Raw genomic sequence first — 16,151 nt, 5'->3', positions numbered from 1 at the left:
TAAGTCTTAATCAATATGGTAATTTGGCGCTTCTTTAGTGATCTTTACATCATGCACATGAGACTCGCGCACGCCAGCCGAGGTAATCTCCACAAAGTTAGCTTTTTCATGCAACTCATCAATCGTTCTGCATCCGAGGTAACCCATGGAAGAACGAATACCGCCAGTCAGCTGGTGCAAGATTGCTAGAACACTTCCTTTATAAGGCACTTGACCTTCAATACCTTCAGGTACAAGCTTCTCAGCATTGGCAACAATGTCGCTTTGGAAATAACGATCAGCTGAACCATCAGCCATCGCCCCCAAAGAACCCATACCGCGATAACTCTTGTAAGAACGCCCTTGATACAAAAATACTTCGCCAGGCGCCTCTTCAGTACCGGCAAACATACCGCCCATCATGACAGCACTTGCGCCAGCCGCCAACGCTTTAGCAACGTCACCCGAGTAACGCACACCACCGTCAGCAATTAACGGAATACCGGTACCCTTGAGCGCAGTCGCAACATTCACAATCGCTGTAATTTGCGGAACACCTACACCCGCAACAATACGAGTCGTGCAAATGGAACCAGGACCAATACCAACCTTGACTCCATCGGCGCCATGATCAGCCAATGCCTTTGCGGCATCGCCTGTAGCAATATTGCCGCCAATCACTTGCACATGAGGGTAGTTTTTCTTAACCCACTTGACTCGATCTAATACTCCTTGGCTGTGACCATGGGCAGTATCAACCACAATCACATCAACACCAGCGCGTACTAATAATTCAATACGCTCATCGTTATCAGGGCCTACACCAACCGCCGCACCAACTCGTAGCTTGCCTTCGCTATCTTTACAAGCATTAGGATGCTCAGTAGCTTTCAGAATATCTTTCACAGTAATCAAGCCGCGCAATTCAAACTTGTCATTGACAACGAGTACACGCTCTAATCGATGTTGACTCATCAAGCGCTTTGCTTCATCCAATGAACAACCTTCTTTCACTGTAATCAAGCGTTCACGTGGAGTCATCTTGCTTTTTACTGGAGCGTCTAAATCTTCTTCAAAACGCAAGTCGCGGTTCGTAATAATGCCAACCACTTCTTTGCCGATAAGAACAGGAAATCCTGAAAAACCATGCTCACGTGAAAGTTGATTAACCTGACGCAAAGTAACGTCTGGGCCAATTGTGATTGGATCACGCAACACACCAGATTCGTAACGCTTTACCTTAGCTACTTCACGCGCTTGCTCAGCAGGCTTCAAGTTTTTATGAATGATGCCAATACCGCCTTCACTAGCCATGGCAATTGCCAAACGACCTTCAGTGACAGTATCCATAGCAGCGGACACCAATGGTGTATTAAGTGAAATTTCTCGAGTTAATTTACTTGCCAAACTGGCATCTCGAGGGAGTACCGATGAATAAGCCGGTACGAGGAGCACATCGTCAAAAGTGAGTGCTTTTTGAATGAGTCGCATGCAAAACCCCTAGTCGCAAAAACAGATTATAGCCTCCTAGCCTTTCTTTTAGCTGCGGCAGCCTGGAATTTGGCATCCTGGTTCTGATTGGCCTTTTTGCGGCGTACCATCTTGGGGTCAATTAACAAAGGAGAGTAAAGCTCCAAGCGATCTCCAGGATAGATAGGGCTATCCCACTCCTTACGCTTGCCAAAGACTCCATAGCACCCCTTTCTGGCTAGAGCAGGGTCGTCTGGACTTGCGGCAATCCCAGCTTGGATCAGCGCCAATCCAATCGTTGGGGTCTCATCACCACTAATAATGAGCTGAAAGGGCCTTAAAACGGGTTGACCTTGTCGCGCATCACAGAGCAGCAAATCAAGCGTGCGCTCAGCCATACAACTCCTCTGCACGCTTTACAAAACAATCCACAAAGGTGCCGGCTATATGGCCAAAAACAGGACCAATAATCTTATCGAGGATGACACTCTTGAACTCCCAGTGAAGCTTGAACTCCACCTTACAGGCGTCTTCTCGCAAGGGTATGAAGTTCCACTGCCCCGAAAAATGCTTAAAAGGACCATCGACAAAAACCATATCAATAGTCTCTGGACGATGATTCACGTTACGAGTGTGAAAATACTGCGTAATCCCTTTAAAGTGAATATTGATTTTGGCATCAAGGACTGTCTCAGTTTGCTCAAAAATTTCCACCCCGCCACACCAAGGCAAAAACTCAGGGTAACGGGCGACATCAGTAACCAAGCCATACATACGGTCGGCTGACTGGCCAATTAAAACGGTCTTGTAGACGTCTGCCATAATCGTTCTTGAGAGCTAAATAAATATGAGTATCGTCGATAACAAAAAAGCCTTCTTTGATTATTTTATCGAGGAGCGCTTTGAAGCTGGACTTGTTTTGGAAGGCTGGGAGGTAAAAGCCATTCGAGCAGGTCGTGTGCATATTAAAGAAGCGTATGTAGTCATTCGCAAGGCGGAGCTATTTTTAATCGGTTGCCATATTACCCCCCTGCTATCAGCTTCCACTCATATTGTTCCCGACAGTACCCGCACTCGAAAGCTTCTGCTTAACGCCATTGAAATCCGCAAACTCATTGGGAAGGTAGAGCAAAAGGGCTACACACTAGTCCCACTGAACCTCCACTTCTCAAAGGGGAATGTGAAATGCGAAATCGGGCTTGCTAGAGGCAAAAAGCAGCATGACAAGCGTGCCGCTACCAAAGAGCGTGAATGGGAAGTACAAAAGGGACGTATCGCTCGAGGTGATTTAAACGCTTAAGCACCAAAAAACTTGCTTGGACAGCCCTAAAAGCTAGAAATTTAGTATTTATGCACTTTAATGGTGCAATATAGCACCAAGCCGCTTCAAAATCCCCTACCTAATACTTATAAAAGGCATTAGTTTTGTAACTATGAAATTGCCTTTTGACGAAATGCTCGACGCCGCAGGCAAAGCGCGTCCACACTACCAAATCTTCCACAATTGGTTAAAGCAGCAAAGCGACACCTTAATGGGTCTCAAGCGTGCTGAAGCTGATCTCATCTTTAGACGGGTTGGCATTACCTTCGCCGTCTACGGAGACGACCTAGGGTCAGAAAGGACAATCCCTTTTGACCAGGTACCCCGAATATTTACAGCTAAAGAATGGGAACAGCTCGAGGCTGGACTGCGCCAACGAGTAAAAGCACTTAACCGCTTCATCTATGACGTCTATCACGATGAAGAAATCATTAAAGCGGGAATCGTACCTGCTGAACAAATTTATAACAATGCGCAATATCGGCCTGAGATGCGCAATGTAAGCGTGCCGCGCGACATTTATGCACAGATTGCAGGTATTGATATTGTTCGCGCAGGTGAAGGCGAGTTCTACGTATTAGAAGACAACCTACGCGTTCCCTCTGGCGTGTCTTACATGGTTGAAGACCGTAAGATGATGATGCGACTCTTCCCGGATCTTTTCCAAAAATACCGCGTCGCTCCTGTAGAACACTACCCAGATCTTTTGCTCGAGTGTCTCAAGTCGGTTAAGCCCGATGATGTAAAAAAACCAAATGTAGTCGTCCTCACCCCAGGCATGTATAACTCCGCCTACTTTGAGCATAGCTATTTAGCCCAACAAATGGGAGTTGAGTTAGTCGAAGGCAAGGACTTGTTTGTAAAAAATGAGCAAGTCTTTATGCGCACTACTCAAGGCCCTGAGCGAGTAGACGTAATCTATCGCCGTGTTGATGATGATTTCTTGGATCCCCTAGCATTCCGCTCAGATTCAACATTAGGTGTAGCAGGACTTTTATCAGCACATCGCGCTGGTAACGTCACTCTAGCAAATGCAATTGGTACTGGTATTGCCGATGACAAGTCAATCTATCCATATGTGCCCGAGATGATCGAGTTTTATCTTGGCGAAAAACCTATTCTGAATAACGTTCCTACATTCCAGTGCCGCAAGCCAGATGACCTAGCTTACACATTGGCCAATCTAGATAAATTGGTAGTCAAGTTAACGCATGGAGCTGGTGGCTATGGCATGCTGGTTGGCCCAGCATCTACCAAAGCAGAGGTTGAAGAATTTAGAGCTCATCTCATTGCCAATCCAGATAAATATATTGCTCAACCCACTTTGGCTCTCTCTACATGCCCTACCTTTGTAGAGTCAGGTGTTGCTCCTAGACATATCGACTTAAGACCATTTGTGCTCTCTGGAAAAACCATCAAGATGGTGCCTGGTGGACTAACTAGAGTTGCACTTAAAGAAGGCTCCTTAGTAGTGAACTCCTCCCAAGGTGGTGGAACTAAAGACACCTGGGTACTGGAAGAGTGAGAGAAGAGTAAGAGGAACCACAAAAAATGTTAAGTCGTACCGCTGATTGTCTTTATTGGATGGCCCGTTACACCGAACGTGCAGAGAACACTGCCCGCATGTTGGATGTAAATCATCAAACCTCCCTACTTCCACAACCCGCTGAATTTTTAGAGCAAAGTTGGAAAAAGCTACTCACGATTTCGAAGCTGGAAGATGCTTTCCTAAGCAAATATGATGTGATCAATCGTGAAAACGTTTTGGACTTCATGATCTATGAAACTAGCAATCCTTCAAGCATTGTTTCTTGCTTGTTTGCTGCGCGTGAAAATGCTCGTGTCATTCGCGGGAAGATCACCTCCGAGGTTTGGGAAACTCAAAATACCACTTGGCTAGAGCTGCAACGCATCCTAGAAGCAAGACATCAAGCCGATCCTAGTCGTTTACTTGAATGGGTCAAGCATCGTTGTCATTTATTTAGAGGCGTCTTCTATGGCACCATGCTTAAGAACGAGGCTTTCTACTTCATTAATGTGGGAACCTTGCTAGAGCGCGCTGATAATACTGCCCGCATTTTGGAGACTAAATACGAAGATCAAGATGCTCTCAAGGTTCTGGGCGCCCAGAAATCTTCTGAAGACGGTACAGATGGAGAATTTTTTGATTTCTATCACTGGGCTGCCTTACTCCGCTCCGTGTCCGCCTTTGAGATTTACCGTCAAATTTACTCTGATCAGGTAACACCCAAACAAGTAGCGGAACTTCTGATCTTCAACAAGCAAATGCCGCGCTCATTAGTCTGTTGTATCAATGAACTCATTCCTCTGATTTCCGAAGTGAAGAATCAGCAATCAAAAGAAATCGAGCGTTTACTTGGGAAGCTTAAGGCCAGTCTAGATTATTCAGATATTAATGAGGTATTCGAGCAAGGTCTTGAAGAGTTTATTAAGACCTTCCTAGAGCGCATCAACCACATAGCTGATGAGTTCAGTAACGCTTACCTCATTCCATTAGCTGTCGCCTAAGAATCACGAAGACTATATGCATCTTAAAATTCGCCACCGCACTGAATACCGCTATGAAACTCCAGTACGGTATTCCATCCAAGAACTGCGCCTAACACCACCAACAACTGCAGGCCAGCAAGTCGACAAGTGGAGAATTAGCACTCCCATAAAATCATCAAGCTCCATAGATACATTTGGCAATACATGCAGTGTGTTTGTGCAAGAAAGCCCTTATACCTCGATGATGATTGAGGCTGAAGGCGAAGTACATACACAAGATGCTTTTGAGTTCATTGATGATTCCAAAGCAGTTTCACCCTACTACCTTTTGCAACAAACCAATCTGACTGAGCCAACAGAAGAGATGCTCGATTACTTCTCTTATAGTCTGCCTAAGAAAAATTCAGTTGATCAGGTTCTTAAACTCGCTGAAGCAATCCAAGGCTTGATTGTTTACTCTCCCGGAAAAACGAACTTTGCCACTACAGCAGCACAATCGTTCGCCATGAAATCTGGCGTTTGCCAAGATCATGCTCATATCATGCTGAGCTTATGTCGGGCAACAGGAATCCCTGCACGTTATGTGAGCGGGTATTTTTTTGCTGAAGAATCACCTAACCTTGCTAGCCATGCTTGGATTGATTTTTGTAGTGATATTGACAAAGGAATTTGGACAAGTGTCGACATTACTCATGCCCGCTTAATTGATTCTAGTCACATTCGTTTAGCCATTGGTCGAGACTATTACTCAGCGGCGCCCGTGAAGGGTGTTCGCTCAGGCGGTGGTGGCGAAGAACTCACCGCAAATATCTCCATTCAACAGTTGCCATAGCAACCCTCTTGGATAATTAAGGGATAATTCCAAGAAATTATTAAGAGGGTCAATGTATGACGTATTGTGTTGGGCTTTGCCTTAAAGATGGTCTTGTTTTCTTGTCTGACACTCGCACAAATGCGGGTGTAGATCAAATTGGCACTTTTAGAAAAATGACCTTATTTCAGAATAAGGATCGCTTCTTTGCCCTCATGAGCGCTGGTAATCTTGCCATCACTCAGTCTGTTAAAGAAATTCTGTTGCAAGGTCAATCTCTCAAGGGCAGAAACTTATGGACAGCCAAAAACTCATATGAAGCTGCGGTTGTTGTAGGCGATGCAATTAAACAAGTTTATGAACGAGATCATTCAGCCCTAGAGAAGGCCGGACTCGACTTTAACTGCAATATGATTTTCGGCGGTCAAGTAAAAGGTGAGAAGCCACGTCTATTCAATATTTATTCTGCCGGAAACTTTATTGAATCCACCCCTGAAACTTGCTATTTCCAAATTGGAGAGTCCAAGTACGGCAAGCCAATTTTAGATAGAGTGCTTAACTTCACCACTCCACTTAATCTGGCAACTAAGTGCGCATTAATTTCGATGGATTCCACATTAAAAAGTAATATCTCGGTTGGTTTACCTTTAGATATGCTGGTTTATGAAAAAAATTCTTTAAAGGCTACAAAACTAGTTACCCTTGATGATGCAAATCCTTATTTTGCGATGATTCATCAATCATGGGGGGAGAAGCTGCGTGAAGCCTTTAACTCTATTGCCGAACCAAGCTGGAGTGGCACTCAAAAATCAAGTGACATCTCCATTCCCGCCAAAAAAATGGGTAGCGTTCCGATTAATACCCCTTCGTCAAAAGCGAAAGCAGTAAAGTCTTCAGTTAGCAAAAAAGCTACCTTAGCGAAAAAGGTGGTCAAGAAGGCACTGCCCAAGAAAAAGTAGGTCTACAAGATAATCAACGCCCCTCAGTAAAAACAAAAAAGCCTAGAAATATCTAGGCTTTTTTTGTTCGTTAAAGAATGTTTAGGCTTTGAGATTCTTACCCAACATTTCCCAAGTAGTCACTACGCTATCAGGATTTAATGAGATAGAGGTAATACCCTTCTCGACCAACCAACGGGCAAAGTCTGGATGATCTGAAGGTCCTTGACCACAAATACCAACGTATTTATTTTGCTTACGACAAGCATCAATCGAGCGAGCAATCATAAATTCCACTGATGGATCACGTTCGTCGAAGTCTATTGCCAATAGCTCCATACCAGAGTCACGATCAAGACCTAAAGTTAACTGAGTCATATCATTAGAGCCGATAGAGAAGCCATCGAAATACTCTAAGAATTGATCAGCCAAAATGGCATTTGAAGGAATCTCGCACATCATGATCAAACGTAAGCCATTGACGCCACGCTTGAGGCCAAACTTCTCCATCATGCCAATCACACGCTCAGCTTGCTTGATCGTACGTACAAATGGAACCATGATTTCTACATTGTCTAAGCCCATATCTTCTCGTACACGCTTCATTGCAGCGCACTCTAGAGCAAATGCCTCGCCGAAATCTTCCGATACATAGCGTGAGGCACCGCGGAATCCCAACATTGGATTTTCCTCATCTGGCTCATAACGCGATCCACCGATCAACTTCTTATATTCGTTAGACTTAAAGTCTGACAAGCGCACGATGACAGGCTTTGGATAAAAAGCGGCCGCAATAGTAGCAACGCCCTCAACCAACTTATCTTCATAAAACTGACGTGGGCTAGCGTAGCCGCGAGCAACACTCTCTACTGCACGCTTGAGGTCAGGATCAATGTTTGGATACTCCAATACTGCGCGAGGGTGCACGCCAATGTAGTTATTAATAATGAACTCTAGACGAGCTAAGCCAACGCCAGCATTTGGAATCTGGCAGAAATCAAATGCCAATTGAGGATTACCGATATTCATGGTGATTTTTACTGGGATATCTGGCAATACACCACGCGATACTTCAGTCACTTCTGTTTCGATCAATCCATCGTAGATATGACCTTCATCACCTTCAGCACAAGAAACGGTCACCATCATGCCGTCTTGTAAATTCTCGGTTGCATCGCCACAACCAACCACTGCAGGTACACCAAGCTCACGAGCAATAATCGCTGCGTGACAAGTGCGCCCCCCGCGATTCGTCACAATGGCTGAAGCACGCTTCATGACCGGCTCCCAGTTTGGATCAGTCATATCAGCAACCAAAACATCACCAGGCTGAACACGATCCATTTCACTTGGATCGCGAATGATGCGCACTGGACCAGCACCAATCTTTTGACCAATAGCGCGACCTTTTGCCAGCACTTTAGAACTGCCTTTGAGCTTGTAGCGCATCTCTACTTGTCCAGCAGCTTGACTCTTTACAGTCTCAGGACGTGCCTGAAGAATATAAATACGACCATCTTGACCGTCTTTACCCCACTCAATGTCCATTGGGCGACCGTAGTGCTTCTCGATGATCATGGCATATTTAGCCAGTTCAGTAATGTCAGCATCTTCCAACGAGAAACGATTCCGCTTTTCTGGAGATACGTCCACGGTCTGCACTTTTTCAGCAGAACCTTTCGGCGCAAATTGCATCTGAATTAACTTGGAACCTAAAGAGCGACGAATAATCGCTTTTTTGCCTTGAGCCAAGGTTGTTTTGAAAACATAAAACTCGTCTGGGTTCACGGCGCCTTGAACAACTGTCTCGCCTAAGCCATAGCTTGATGTAATGAAAACAACATCCTCAAATCCAGACTCTGTATCTAGAGTAAACATCACGCCTGCAGCGCCAAGATCGGAACGAACCATGCGCTGAATACCAGCAGATAAAGCTACTTCAGCATGGGCAAAGCCCTTATGAACACGGTAGGAGATGGCGCGATCGTTATATAAAGAAGCAAACACTTCGCGAATTTTCTTGAGAACATCTTCAATACCTTCGACATTCAAAAAAGTCTCTTGCTGACCAGCAAAGGAAGCGTCTGGCAAGTCTTCAGCAGTAGCCGAGGAACGGACCGCAAAAGATCCTTTGCCTGAATCATCCAAAACCGCAAATGCTTTACGAATTTCTTCTTCAAGCCTAGGCTGAAATGGCGCAGTTTCTATCCAATTACGAATCTCCGCACCAGCCTCGGCCAATGCGCGCACATCATCAATATTCAAGCCATCCAAACGCTGTTGAATTCGCTCAGTGAGGTTGTTGTGCTTTAGAAAATCACGGAAGGCTAATGCAGTAGTAGCAAAACCAGTTGGTACACGAACTCCAGTGGACGCTAGCTGAGAAATCATTTCGCCAAGGGAGGCATTCTTACCGCCAACTGATTCAACATCAGTCATACGAAGTTGCTCAAATGGTAAAACGTAGGCGTCTGCCATATTGCTATTTTGTTGCTGTTGGTTGGACATAAAATACTCTCAAAAGATAAGGAAACTGGTCTAGCGGCCACTCAAAATAGGGCATGCTTTAATATGATTCTATTGTAGTGCTGACCCTGACTTTTAAGCTAAATCCATGTCTACTGAAACCCGCATTGTTTTTATTGTTTCTGACGGTACCGGCATTACCGCCGAGAACTTCAGCCAATCCATTTTGGCTCAATTTGAGGCTACTTTTAAGCATATTCGGGTGCCTTTTGTAGACAGCGTTGACAAAGCCCATGATGCCGTCAGCAGCATTAATCAGGCGGCCAGCAAATATGGTGTGCAACCCATTGTTTTTACGACCCTAGTGAATTCTGAGCTCAATTCAATTGTGAGTAAGGCAAATGGCCTCATTCTCGATATGTTCCAGACTTTCGTAGCCCCTTTAGAGGCCGCTCTAGGCATGAAATCCACCCATGCCATGAACCGTCTGCACCACAATGCGGATACTGAGGCATACAAAAACCGAATTGAGGCAATTAACTATTCACTAGCTCATGATGATGGTCAGTCCAACCAAAATCTAGCCGAGGCGGATGTGATTCTGATTGGGATCTCGCGGGTTGGTAAAACCCCAACTAGCCTTTATTTAGCGATGCAATATGGGCTCAAAGCAGCAAACTACCCACTTATTCCGGAAGACTTTGAGCGCGGACAATTGCCAAAAGACTTGGTACCCTATCGCCACAAAATTTTTGGCCTCATGATCGATGCTGAGCGTCTCTCTGAAATTCGCAATGAACGCAGACCAGGCAGCAATTATGCAAAGCTAGAAAACTGTCGCTATGAAATTAATGAAGCAACGGCAATGATGAAAAAGCAGTCTATTCCTTGGGTTCTAACAACCAGCAAATCAATTGAAGAGATTGCGACTACTGTACTGCAAGCCATCAAGTCAGATAAAACAATTTTGGGCTAAAGAAGGGGCTAGAAATTACCCTTATAGTGAGATTAGCCGGCGAAAATAATACTATTTCGACCGCTACTTTTAGCCAAATACATTGCTTCATCAGCTCGACGCAATAATTCCGTTACATCCTCTCCATGGGTGGGATGCAAAGCAATACCGATACTCGCACTTGAGGCCAGCTCCACACCCTCATATTTCACAGGCTTCATGAGCGCTTGGCGAATATTTTCAGCTATCTGTAAAACATGGGCATCCGTATCCGATCCCAGCAATAAGACTACAAACTCATCACCACCAATACGCCCGACTGTATCGGATATACGCACACTCGACTTCAATCTATTGGCAACCTCAATGAGCAAAGCATCACCAGCATCATGACTGTAGGAGTCATTCACTGTTTTGAGATTATCAAGATCAATAAATAAAATTGCTAAATTAGTGTTGTTGCGTTTAGCCTGATTAATCGCCTGACTACAACGATCAAAAAATAAGCCACGATTTGGAAGTCCAGTCAAAATATCGTGATTAGCACGATAGTAATGCTCCGCACCCTTACTGTAGGACCTAATCAAATAATATGTGCCAATGATTAAAGCAATCAAGCTAAGCGTAGTAGCCAACAATACGCCGATAGCATTCTTGTACCAATTAGATAAATAAACTGATTCTGGCAGTGTTGCCCCAACAATAAATGGATAGCCATTTACTTTCTTATAGGAAAGCATTCTGGTGACACCCCTCTCATCAGGGTTGGTAAACGCAGGATCGGATGAGAAAACCACCCCATTTTTGAGGTCTGCATGAGCTAATGACTGCTCGATCAGACCCAATGAATTGACTGTGCCAATTTGCCTTGTAACTAAAGGCCAACGAGTTAACAAGGTATTGTCGCTTCGATACAAAATAATTGAAGTACCATCGCCCAAGCTGGAACTAACCCCCTTATAAAACGAAGAAATCATCTCAACCGAAACGCCAACAAGCACCACACCCAAAAATTCATGATTTTTTCCATTAATGCGTTTTGCTAGATAAAAAACCCATTTTCCAGTTCCTTTATTTTGCACTGGCACGCTATAAAAAATTGCTGGGTCATCATGAGTACTTAGGTATTTAAAGTAATCGCGATCATTCAAATTGATATTGGGAGGAGGATACTCTCTAGAAAAATTCAATACCTTGCCATCCGATGCCACAAAAGTGCTGACATCCAAAACTGGATTGGTACTAGTTTTTTCTTTTAGTAATTCATAAAGATCTTTTTGAGAAGCAAATTTTTGATAGCTCATTTCAGTTTGAATATGAGCCATTTCAATAGCATCAAAAATACTCTCTAACGCGGTATTAGCTGAAAATATCGTTTGAGCTGTATGCTCGGCCAATATAGATGTGAGATTGGATAATTGCGCTGATCGATCTTCAATACTACTTTTACGAAGGAGGTAAATAGAAACAAATGCATTACCAACCAAAACAATCGCCAGAGCTATAGCAATGGCTTTAATAATACGAAGGTTGCGTCTAGCAACGCCGTAGGATTCGAGAACAACCATTAATTATGAAATCCGCTGCAATGAAATGACTCTGCGGACTTGTCACCCTTAGAAACATGCATTACTTGAATTAGCCTTTATAAATTAGAGTGAATGTGGTCATTTTAAATGAGCGCATCGAATAATCGCCATTTAAGAACTGGTTATTCAGAAATATAAACATTCTTTACTTGATCTATCTCAAGTAATTTCAAAAGCTTTAGAGGTTTCTAGGTTAAGTACGTCTAATCCGCACTGTCTCAAATAAACAAATAGCTGCTGCAGTAGAAACATTCAATGACTCTACCCTTGGGTCAATAGGAATGGATACGCCTTTGGATTGCGCAAGCAGATCTTCAGAAACGCCCTGCCCCTCGCTGCCCATCACCCAAGCAACAGGATGGAGAAGCTTTTCTTTTAGAGTGTAGAGATCTTGATCTGCATCTGCTGTGGCAGCCAGCAGTGGAGCAGTAATTGCACTTAAAACTTGCTGGTTAGTCCAGCCCTCATATAAATCTAGTAAGCGATGTGCCCCCATGCCTGCTCGCAATACTTTGTTGGACCATAAATGCGCACAACCCGATAAAGCAATTACTTGAGAGAAGCCTGCTGCGGCTGCTGTGCGCAAAATAGAGCCCACATTACCCGCATCTTGTACGCGATCCAATATCACCACATCGCCTTCTAGAGTAGCAATGGATTGCGGTGGGGTGAGGGTTGATTTTGGAAGGTTAAGGAATCCAGCAATGTGCGGTGCATTAACCAAATCCGATAATAAATCCCACAGCGCACTATCCAATTGAAAGACTTTAGTCTCAGGGCAAATTTCTAAATGCTCATAAACTGCTTGAGAGATTTCTAAATTCTTTAATCCAAGCTCTGAAGTAAACAGTGTTTTTAGAGCGGGGTCGCCAACCCAAGTTTGAACTAGATGGATACCTTCTAATAATGCATGGCCACTTGCCAACCTAGCCTTCTGACCTTTAGAACCTGTGGCTTGTAAATTTCGAATCTCTTTGAATAAAGAATTCTCTTTGGAGGTAATGAGATCAAAGTTCATGGCTTAACTTGCTCTGAATTCCAGAACCTTACGCACCGGTGAAAAGCTACGTCGATGTTGCTCACATGCACCATATTGCTCAAGAGCAGCAAAATGAGCCTCTGTTGGGTAACCCATATGTTGGGCAAAACCATACTCCGGATATTTCTCGTGCAAGGACATCATCTGACGATCACGCGTGACTTTAGCAATGATTGATGCCGCAGAAATAGCAGGCTCTTTAGCATCACCCTTCACAATCGCCTCCGCTGCAATCGGTAACTCTGGACACCGATTACCATCAATTAAAGCTTTATCTGGCCAAGCTCCTAATCGAATGGTCATATCCTCAATAGCACGACGCATTGCCAGCATCGTCGCTTGCAAAATATTAATTTCATCAATTTCAGCAGGGCTAGCCTCACCCACACCCCAAGCTTTTGCTTTCTCTAGAATCTGTTTGTATAAAAATTCACGGCGAGCAGCGCTTAATTTTTTGGAGTCCTTTAAGCCCTCAATCGGATTATTGGGATCGAGCACTACTGCACCTGCAACTACAGCGCCAACTAAAGGGCCACGCCCAGCTTCATCGACTCCGCAGACCCAAATCATATTCATATTAATTAGGCTTTACGGTTATTTGCGATAGTCTGAGCTACCGCTTGAGCAACTAGAAGACCAGTAGGACGGCGCAAGGTTTCATGCATTTTGGAGAAGCGCTCTTTTAGTTCGGCAACTTTAGCTGGGTGATCCAACCAGTCTTGAAGGGCATTCACTAATTTTTCTGGGGTTGCATCATCCTGCAGATACTCAGGGACTACAAACTCACCACACAAGATATTCGGCAAGCCGACATAAGGCAAATAACCTTGGCGTTTCATAATTTGCGCCGTTAGCCAAGGCACCTTATATGAAATCACCATAGGTTTTTTCCATAGCGCTGCCTGCAAGGTCGCTGTACCACTCGCGATTAAGACAACATCAGATGCTTCTAGAACCTCATCAGCCATACCATCAAGCAAATGAATCTGAATCCCTGGATTAATACTCTGAGTTTGAAGCAAGAGTTGTTCAAGCGGCTCGCGCAATCGGGGTGTCGCTACCGGAATTAAAAAGTGAAGCTTCTGACCCTTTAATCTTTCGCTTAATAGCTGCATTGTTTTAAAAAAGACTGGGGCAATTAATTCAATCTCGGAGCTACGACTACCAGGCAAAACCGCAACCACAATTCCATCAAGTGAGACTGGTGCGAGATTCAGTGTATTTGCAATAGCTTGTCTTGCATTGGTTGTATTTGGCTCCAATGGAATATCACTTGCTAATGGGTGCCCCACATAAGTAGATGCAACTCCCGCACGATCGTAGATTTCAGTTTCAAAAGGAAAGATACACAGCATACGCTCCACTGCTTGTGAAATCTTCTTAATACGCCCTGCTCTCCAGGCCCAAATTGATGGTGAAACTAAATGCAAAGTAGGAATACCCGCTTTACGCAATTGCAGCTCAACGCCTAAATTAAAGTCCGGAGCATCAATACCCAAATAAACATCGGGTCGCCCTTCATTTAACAGGTGATGGATGAGCTCTTTACGCAATCTTAGGATGGCGGGAAGTTGTTTAATGGCTTCCACATAACCGCGTACACTTAATGTTTCCATTGGCCAAATGGAACGCATACCTTCTGCCTGCATACGTGGACCACCAACTCCATACACCTCAAGACCAGCCATATCTGGAATCTGATTGAGCGCACTCAGTACTGGTGCAGCCAACAAATCACCGGAAGGTTCGCCTGCTACACAAGCTAACTTTGGCAAAGTAGTTCCGTTACCGTATAATGCCGCGCGTAGAGGCAGCAATAAAGTCATGAAACTGCGCAAGCTTCTCAGCAGTAGCAGGATCTGCCGCCGACGCAACGACCATCTTCTGAATTTCTACTTTAGCGTCTTCAAAACTCAGTCCGTCTTTATAGAGAACTTTATATGCTTGACGTAGTGCGGATATGGTTTCCGTTGAAAATCCACGGCGCTTTAAACCCTCTACATTGATGCCATGAGGAGAAGCCTTATCTCCAGCAGCAATCACAAAAGGAGGTATGTCTTGCACCAATGCAGATGCCCCGCCCAACATTGCATGCTGGCCAATACGAACAAACTGATGCACACCAGACATGCCACCCATGATGGCCCAGTCCGCTACCTGAACATGTCCAGCGATTTGCGCATTGCTGGAGAAAATAGTGTGATTACCAACTTGGCAGTCATGGGCAATATGCACATAAGCCATAATCCAGTTGTCATTTCCAATACGAGTGACACCCTCATCTTGAGATGTACCAGTATGTATCGTTGTGAATTCTCGAACGGTATTACGATCACCAATAATTAATTGCGTTGGCTCTCCACGGTATTTCATATCTTGCGGAGGTCCACCAATAGCAGCAAAGTGAGCAAAGTGATTATCTTTCCCGATAGTGGTGTAACCCTCAATAACAGTGTGAGAGCCTACCTTAGTACCAGCACCAATTTTTACATTTGGGCCAATTACGGAATATGGACCAACTTCAACATCACCAGCTAGCTCAGCCTTACTATCCACAACAGCAGATGCATGAATCCGAGTCATTACGCGCCTTTCGTACGAACCGCACAAGTGATATTAGCTTCAGCGGCAATCTCACCGTCGACAGTTGCCTGCACTGCAAACTTGTAGATGCCAGCTCGCCCACGCTCTAACTTAGCAGTCATAATCAACTGATCGCCAGGTAATACTGGTTTTTTAAAACGGGCACCATCAATACCTGCGAAATAGTAAATCGCATCTTCAGCGCGCTCTTCTGAAAAAGTTAGTAAAGCGGCCGTTTGAGCCAACGCTTCAATGATTAATACCCCTGGCATCACAGGAAAATCTGGAAAGTGACCTTGAAAGAACGGTTCATTCATGGTGACATTTTTTAATGCCGTAATACTTTCACGAGGAGCGATTTCCAGCACGCGGTCAACCAATAGAAATGGGTAGCGATGTGGTAGCAACTTCAGGATCTTGTTGATGTCAATTGCAATTGGAGTGCTCATAAATAACCTGCTAAAAAGTAGAATGAATGTAGGTTTACAG

The 16,151-nt window shown here is 44.4% G+C and carries 16 protein-coding genes; 6 read left to right on the top strand and 10 right to left on the bottom strand.

Annotation, left to right across the window (positions count from 1 at the left end; translation table 11 throughout):
• Window positions 1-6: 6 nt before the first annotated feature.
• The 3 genes from guaB to FD973_RS03020 are packed head-to-tail and all read right to left on the bottom strand — an operon-like array spanning window position 7 to window position 2,271.
• Window positions 7-1,470: an IMP dehydrogenase gene (gene guaB, locus FD973_RS03030; protein ID WP_215324160.1), complete on the bottom strand. Its 1,464-nt coding sequence runs from the start codon at window positions 1,468-1,470 to the stop codon at window positions 7-9.
• 26 nt (window positions 1,471-1,496) lie between these two features.
• On the bottom strand, window positions 1,497-1,847 hold the full coding sequence (locus tag FD973_RS03025; RefSeq protein ID WP_215324159.1) for an RnfH family protein: 351 nt from the start codon (window positions 1,845-1,847) through the stop codon (window positions 1,497-1,499).
• Window positions 1,840-2,271, bottom strand: a complete 432-nt coding sequence (locus FD973_RS03020) for a type II toxin-antitoxin system RatA family toxin (RefSeq protein ID WP_215324158.1) — start codon at window positions 2,269-2,271, stop codon at window positions 1,840-1,842. Before FD973_RS03020 ends, FD973_RS03025 begins: the two co-directional genes overlap by 8 nt.
• 25 nt (window positions 2,272-2,296) lie before the next feature.
• Between FD973_RS03020 and smpB the strand changes: the two genes are divergently transcribed.
• From smpB to FD973_RS02995, 5 genes are all read left to right on the top strand, one after another.
• Window positions 2,297-2,749, top strand: a complete 453-nt coding sequence (gene smpB, locus FD973_RS03015; RefSeq protein WP_114638281.1) for an SsrA-binding protein SmpB — start codon at window positions 2,297-2,299, stop codon at window positions 2,747-2,749.
• 133 nt (window positions 2,750-2,882) lie between these two features.
• A complete protein-coding gene (locus tag FD973_RS03010) occupies window positions 2,883-4,295 on the top strand; it encodes a circularly permuted type 2 ATP-grasp protein (RefSeq protein WP_215324157.1) in 1,413 nt (470 codons plus the stop codon).
• Window positions 4,296-4,321: 26 nt separating this feature from the next.
• A complete protein-coding gene (locus tag FD973_RS03005) occupies window positions 4,322-5,299 on the top strand; it encodes an alpha-E domain-containing protein (RefSeq protein WP_215324156.1) in 978 nt (325 codons plus the stop codon).
• 16 nt (window positions 5,300-5,315) lie between these two features.
• Window positions 5,316-6,113, top strand: a complete 798-nt coding sequence (locus tag FD973_RS03000) for a transglutaminase family protein (RefSeq protein WP_215324155.1) — start codon at window positions 5,316-5,318, stop codon at window positions 6,111-6,113.
• A 56-nt stretch (window positions 6,114-6,169) separates the two neighbouring features.
• Window positions 6,170-7,051 (top strand): peptidase, encoded by an 882-nt coding sequence (locus FD973_RS02995; RefSeq protein WP_251368818.1) that lies wholly within the window; start codon window positions 6,170-6,172, stop codon window positions 7,049-7,051.
• An 81-nt stretch (window positions 7,052-7,132) separates the two neighbouring features.
• On the opposite strand, the gene ppsA is transcribed toward FD973_RS02995, so the two are convergent.
• The gene (gene ppsA / locus FD973_RS02990) at window positions 7,133-9,538 is read right to left on the bottom strand and encodes a phosphoenolpyruvate synthase (protein WP_251368817.1); all 2,406 of its coding nucleotides are present in this window, start codon (window positions 9,536-9,538) and stop codon (window positions 7,133-7,135) included.
• Window positions 9,539-9,644: 106 nt separating this feature from the next.
• Between ppsA and FD973_RS02985 the strand changes: the two genes are divergently transcribed.
• Window positions 9,645-10,472 carry a pyruvate, water dikinase regulatory protein gene (locus FD973_RS02985; protein ID WP_215324154.1) on the top strand — a complete coding sequence of 276 codons (828 nt, stop codon included), beginning with the start codon at window positions 9,645-9,647 and terminating at the stop codon, window positions 10,470-10,472.
• A gap of 32 nt (window positions 10,473-10,504) precedes the next feature.
• Here the strand turns inward: FD973_RS02985 and FD973_RS02980 are convergent, their stop codons facing one another.
• The 6 genes from FD973_RS02980 to fabZ form a co-directional block, all read right to left on the bottom strand.
• The gene (locus FD973_RS02980; protein ID WP_215324153.1) at window positions 10,505-12,019 is read right to left on the bottom strand and encodes a sensor domain-containing diguanylate cyclase; all 1,515 of its coding nucleotides are present in this window, start codon (window positions 12,017-12,019) and stop codon (window positions 10,505-10,507) included.
• 214 nt (window positions 12,020-12,233) lie between these two features.
• A complete protein-coding gene (locus FD973_RS02975) occupies window positions 12,234-13,058 on the bottom strand; it encodes an RNA methyltransferase (RefSeq protein ID WP_215324152.1) in 825 nt (274 codons plus the stop codon).
• A 3-nt stretch (window positions 13,059-13,061) separates the two neighbouring features.
• Window positions 13,062-13,655: a ribonuclease HII gene (rnhB, locus tag FD973_RS02970; RefSeq protein WP_215324151.1), complete on the bottom strand. Its 594-nt coding sequence runs from the start codon at window positions 13,653-13,655 to the stop codon at window positions 13,062-13,064.
• Between the two features lie 5 nt (window positions 13,656-13,660).
• The gene (gene lpxB, locus FD973_RS02965; RefSeq protein ID WP_215324150.1) at window positions 13,661-14,905 is read right to left on the bottom strand and encodes a lipid-A-disaccharide synthase; all 1,245 of its coding nucleotides are present in this window, start codon (window positions 14,903-14,905) and stop codon (window positions 13,661-13,663) included.
• On the bottom strand, window positions 14,865-15,662 hold the full coding sequence (lpxA, locus tag FD973_RS02960) for an acyl-ACP--UDP-N-acetylglucosamine O-acyltransferase (RefSeq protein WP_215324149.1): 798 nt from the start codon (window positions 15,660-15,662) through the stop codon (window positions 14,865-14,867). Before lpxA ends, lpxB begins: the two co-directional genes overlap by 41 nt.
• Entirely contained in the window at window positions 15,662-16,111 is a 450-nt protein-coding gene (gene fabZ, locus FD973_RS02955) for a 3-hydroxyacyl-ACP dehydratase FabZ (RefSeq protein WP_215324148.1), read from the bottom strand. Before fabZ ends, lpxA begins: the two co-directional genes overlap by 1 nt.
• Window positions 16,112-16,151: the final 40 nt, after the last annotated feature.

The sequence above is a fragment of the Polynucleobacter sp. MWH-Braz-FAM2G genome, assembly GCF_018687635.1.
Taxonomy (GTDB): domain Bacteria; phylum Pseudomonadota; class Gammaproteobacteria; order Burkholderiales; family Burkholderiaceae; genus Polynucleobacter.
This window is presented reverse-complemented; position numbering and strand designations above follow the sequence as displayed.